We start from the raw sequence: 4,484 nt of genomic DNA, 5'->3' as shown, positions 1-4,484 counted from the left end.
GCTGGATGGGTGACTGGACTGGAAACGAGAGGGGGCAGGTAGCGGCCAGCGCGGATGCTGCCACCGGGCTGACGGCCCCAGCCCACAGCGCGATCCCGCAGAGGACCATGGAGCCGGGGAAAAAGTGGAAAAAGGTCGACCGGCTCATGGTGATGGGGTGCAAATGAAAGTGTTGAGTGAATGGTGATGTGCCCCCCACCCTATGTACGCTCCTCCCCCGCAAGGGGGAGGGGCGGTCAGCGATCTTCCGGACCCTCCTGCTCCCCTCCCCCCTCGCGGGGGAGGGGTCGGGGGAGAGGGGGCTGCCTGTACTCGACCGCAGTCAGCACCGCCTCCAGAACGGCCTTGGTGTCATTCCATATCTCGTGATTCCAGAATCGCAGGACCCGGAATCCCTGTGACTTCAACCATGCATCGCGTCTTTCATCGCCTGGTGATTCATTGTGTTGCCCACCGTCGGCTTCTACGATGACATGCGCACCGAAATGCACGAAATCCACCGCATACGGACCAATCGCTTGCTGCCGCCTGAACTTTTCCCCATTCAGCCGATGCCCTCGCAACTGCCGCCAGAGCAGATTTTCGGCTTCGGTCATGTGCTGGCGCAGGGATTTGACGAATTCGTGTGCAACCATTCCCCCTCTCCCCCCACCCCTCCCCCGCGAGGGGGAGGGGTGGTCAGCAATCTCCCGGACCTTCCTGCAGTCCTTCGACCCTCCTGCTCCCCTTCCCCCTCGCGGGGGAAGGGTTGGGGGAGAGCAACTGTGTTCCCGGTCAAGCGTTTTTAGGGACATTTTGATGTTCTGGATTCCACGGAATACCCGATTTGACGATGGCGTTCATAATCGTCAGCATCTTGTGCATGCAAGCGACCAAGGCGACCTTTTTGAGCTTCCCGTTGGCCAGCAGCCGTTCATAGAAGGTCTTGATCACCGGGTTGTACCGTATGGCACTCAGCGCCGCCATGTATAAAGTGGTACGTACTGTCGCGCGACCACCCCAGGTGATGCGCTTGCCCTTGTGGCGACCGCTGTCCGCGTTCAAGGGGGCCACCCCCACCAGCTTGCCAATCTGCGCATGGGTGAGTTGCCCCAACTCAGGCAAGGCGCCCATCAGAGCCGCTTGCATGCAGGGCCCGACTCCTTTGAAATCTTTGAACAACGCGAGCTTATCGGCAAAATGCTCCTTTAGCATGCCATCGGTGTTCTTATCAATCACCGCAATCTGCCGATCGAGCATCTTGAGCACAAGCTTAATGCTTTTGTGTTGCGACGGATGGCTCGTGGCTAAGCGGTTTCCTTCCGCCACGCGCATAGCGACCAACTGGTTATGGCGCACCAGCAAGGCTTCCAGTGCCTCCTGCTTCGCGTCGGGCAGTTTCATCAACAGCCGTTCCCGCTGCGCGGACTGGTGCAGCGTTCGTCCAAAGTGTGAGAGCACCCGCGCATCAATAGCGTCCGTCTTGGAGAGGTATCCCATTGATTTCGCGAAATCTCGCGCCTGCCTTGGATTCACCACCATCACCGGCAGACCGGCCGCACAGAGCGCCGCTGCCGCTGGGCGCTCAAAGCCGCCCGTGGCCTCCAATAGGATCACGCCAATTCGCTCAGCAAGCGGCTTCAGCCGGTTCACCAAGGCGCCGATCTCTGTCCCGCTGTTGGCAATACATTGGGTCTTGGATTTGTCGTCCAGAGCCACTTCCAGAGTCTCTTTGGCAACGTCAATGCCGGGAAAAATCAATTCGGAAACGTTCATCTATGGCCATCCTTGCAAATACGAGGTCACGCTCTTGCGACACGTGCCAACCAGCAACTGTTCGGTATTCAGACAAACGGCTGACCAGGCATGCCAAGTGCTCTCCCACGGGCTTGAGATCCCAGAGGGGTGTCGGGCTATGCCTCGCCTTCCGAACTCTTTTTCACAACATCCATGCGGCTCTCTGCGACCCACACCTTGGGGCTCTGCCCCAAACCCCGCACTCGCCGTGAGGCAGGGGCTGGGGATACTACACCCATCCCCTGCCCCTGCCTCAAGCGTATTTGGCTTACAGGGCGTCAAGAGGCTTTCGCGGCATAAACGCGAGAGAAAAAACCTCTCTCGCATTTATTCCACGGTCCTCTTGACCCCCTTTCAGCCATCACTTCCCATGCTCTCCCAAATGAACCAAAAACCATGAAACGAAGCATACAAGGGGGGTCTCTGGGGTCTGTACTCGACAGCGGCCAACGCCGCTGCATCGAAGTCAGCCGCTGGTCTGCTGCTCGGCTTCCGCGTCGAAGACGAGGCGCAGATGACCCTTGGGATATTTTACAGGGATCGCATACACCGTGCGCGGCTCGGTCATTCCGGCCAGCAGGAAATCGCCGAGACGGTGTGCGCGTTCAGGGTCGGTGCCGGCAACCGCCGAACCGATCAGGATGGGATGGGCCAACTCGCCAGTGAGCGCCTGCAGGCGTGTGGCAACGGTCACTGCTTCACCCAATACGGCATGGGTCCGTCTGGCGGCCGGCCCGAAAGATCCGATCAGAACCGTGCCGGTTTCCACACCAATGCCAAGATCCAGCGGCGGCACATGCCGTGAAGCAATGCGCGGCAACTGCGGCGTACAGACCCGCCAAAGTTCTTCCGCGGCATCGAGGGCGCGAACGCCATGGCCGGTACAGGGCGCCGAGCCGTTCCAGACCGCCAGCAGGCTGTCGCCGACCATCTGTTCCACCACCCCGCCATGCGCTTCGACGATGCGGCTGGCGGTGGTGAAGAACAGATGCAGGACCATGGCGGTTTCCTCCGGCGGGCGGCCTGAGCAATAGGCGGAGAAGTTGCGCAGATCGGCGTGCAGCACGGTCGCTTCGCAGCGTCTGGCGCGCACCTGCGCGCTCGGCTCCTGGGTGGCCACCTGGCGTGCCACCGGTTCGGGCAGGTAGCTGGCCAGATGACAGTAGAGACGCTCACGCTCGCAGCGCAGGCGGGCAAATTCGCCGGCACTGAGCAGTGTGGCAGCGAACACGGTGAACACGCCGGGAGCAACCCAGCCCAGCCACAGGTGCTGATTGAGCAGCATCAGGGTGCTCAAGCCAAATATCGCCAGGATGTTGGCCAGGGCCACCATGGGCAGGACGAGCGCTGCACTGCGTGGTGCCAGGCGCAGGGCGGCGAGCAGCAGCAGCGCGCTCAGGCCACCCAGCAGCCAGGACCACAGGGCGCTGCCGCGTGGCCGATAGGGCGTGCGATCATCGAGCATCGCCGAGAGCAACTGCGCATGCACCTCGACGCCGCTCACGGCGCGTCCCTGCGGGGTGGGGATGGCGTCGCGAGCGCCGAAAGCGGTGGCCCCCACCAACACCCAGGCGCCCTGCAGCAGGTCGACCGGCGCCCTGCCCTGCAGCACGTCTGCAGCCGGAATGGCCAGCAGGCCAGCGCGTGGCATCCGATAGGAGACGCGCAGGTGACCGGCCCCGTCAAGCGGCAGACGCACGCCGCCGAGGTCAAGCCACCAGGGCGGATCGAGCAGCGATACGCCGGGGTGCAGTTCGGGAATGGACTGACTCGCAGCCATGACGCCGGCAATCGCCAGCGAGGCATAGGTTTTGCCGTCGTGACAGATCAGCGCCGGCACCTGGCGGATCGCGCCGTCGGGGTCCACCAGCGGCGTGATGTGGCCGGCGAAAGGCGAAGCGCGCAACTGGGCGTCACTGGCCATGTAGCCATAAGCTCGCTCAGCCGGCCGGGGACAGGCGGTTAATGGCAGCGCACCCGCCAGTTGGCCGCTGTGCACTGCCGGCTCGGGCGACAAGGAGAAGAGCTGCGCCATGACCGTAGGCACCGCGCTCGCCAGGGCGCTGGACAGGCGGGCATCGTCCGGACTGGGACCATCGAAGAGGATGTCGAGGATTTTCAGGCTGACGCCCGCCTGGTCCAGTTTCTCGAGCAACTCGGCCTGGCGAGCGCGCGGCCATGGCCAGGCGCCAATCGCCTGAATGCTTTTTTCATCGATATCGACGATCACGACGCGGCGTTCGACTGCCTGCTGGTCGGCCATTCGCCAGGACAGGCTGGCCGAAAGTTCGTCCCATTGGGACAAATCCGACAGGCCAATGGCCAGCAGCGTCAGGGTCATCGCGGCGAAAAGCGCGGCGAGTCGCAGTCGCGCCGGTTTCTGCAGCAAACCCACGGTGAATGCCGAAGGGATGCGACGGAAAACCCCTCTGAAATGGTCGGTCATGGACACGGCTCTTTCAGCGACGCCAGAGCGTGGCACCCATCAGGGCACCATTCCCGACGGATTTACTGAAGAAATAGCCGGCCTGGCTGGTATCCAGTGAAACGGCACCGGATACCCGGTCAGCGGCGCCGTTGCTGAGAAAGACCCCGGTCGTCCGATCGATCGTTCCAGTCGCGGTCACCGCCTGGGTACCGACGCGCTGAGCGGTGACGGCAAGCTGCGTGGCGAAGGTGTTGCGACCGAAATCGATGCTCAGCGAACC

At 62.5% G+C, this 4,484-nt stretch carries 4 protein-coding genes; all 4 read right to left on the bottom strand.

Annotated features, from left to right (window positions below; genetic code table 11):
* Positions 1 to 236 precede the first annotated feature (236 nt).
* Positions 237 to 635 (bottom strand): DUF559 domain-containing protein, encoded by a 399-nt coding sequence (locus tag CAPSK01_RS15330; protein ID WP_034928525.1) that lies wholly within the window; start codon positions 633 to 635, stop codon positions 237 to 239.
* A 139-nt stretch (positions 636 to 774) separates the two neighbouring features.
* Positions 775 to 1,755, bottom strand: a complete 981-nt coding sequence (locus tag CAPSK01_RS15325; RefSeq protein WP_034928523.1) for an IS110 family transposase — start codon at positions 1,753 to 1,755, stop codon at positions 775 to 777.
* A 487-nt stretch (positions 1,756 to 2,242) separates the two neighbouring features.
* Entirely contained in the window at positions 2,243 to 4,222 is a 1,980-nt protein-coding gene (locus tag CAPSK01_RS15320; protein ID WP_034928520.1) for an adenylate/guanylate cyclase domain-containing protein, read from the bottom strand.
* A gap of 13 nt (positions 4,223 to 4,235) precedes the next feature.
* Positions 4,236 to 4,484: hypothetical protein (locus CAPSK01_RS15315; protein WP_034928518.1), on the bottom strand; the 249-nt coding region annotated here is incomplete at its 5' end.

This window comes from Candidatus Accumulibacter vicinus (genome assembly GCF_000584955.1).
Taxonomy (GTDB): Bacteria; Pseudomonadota; Gammaproteobacteria; order Burkholderiales; family Rhodocyclaceae; genus Accumulibacter; species Accumulibacter vicinus.
The sequence above is the reverse complement of the archived record's forward strand: the minus strand, read 5'-3'. Positions and strand labels throughout refer to the sequence as shown.

Coding starts and splice junctions, on each gene's coding strand:
- CAPSK01_RS15330 (WP_034928525.1), bottom strand. CDS start 635: ATGGTTGCACACGAATTCGTCAAATCCCTGCGCCAGCACATGACCGAA.
- CAPSK01_RS15325 (WP_034928523.1), bottom strand. CDS start 1,755: ATGAACGTTTCCGAATTGATTTTTCCCGGCATTGACGTTGCCAAAGAG.
- CAPSK01_RS15320 (WP_034928520.1), bottom strand. CDS start 4,222: ATGACCGACCATTTCAGAGGGGTTTTCCGTCGCATCCCTTCGGCATTC.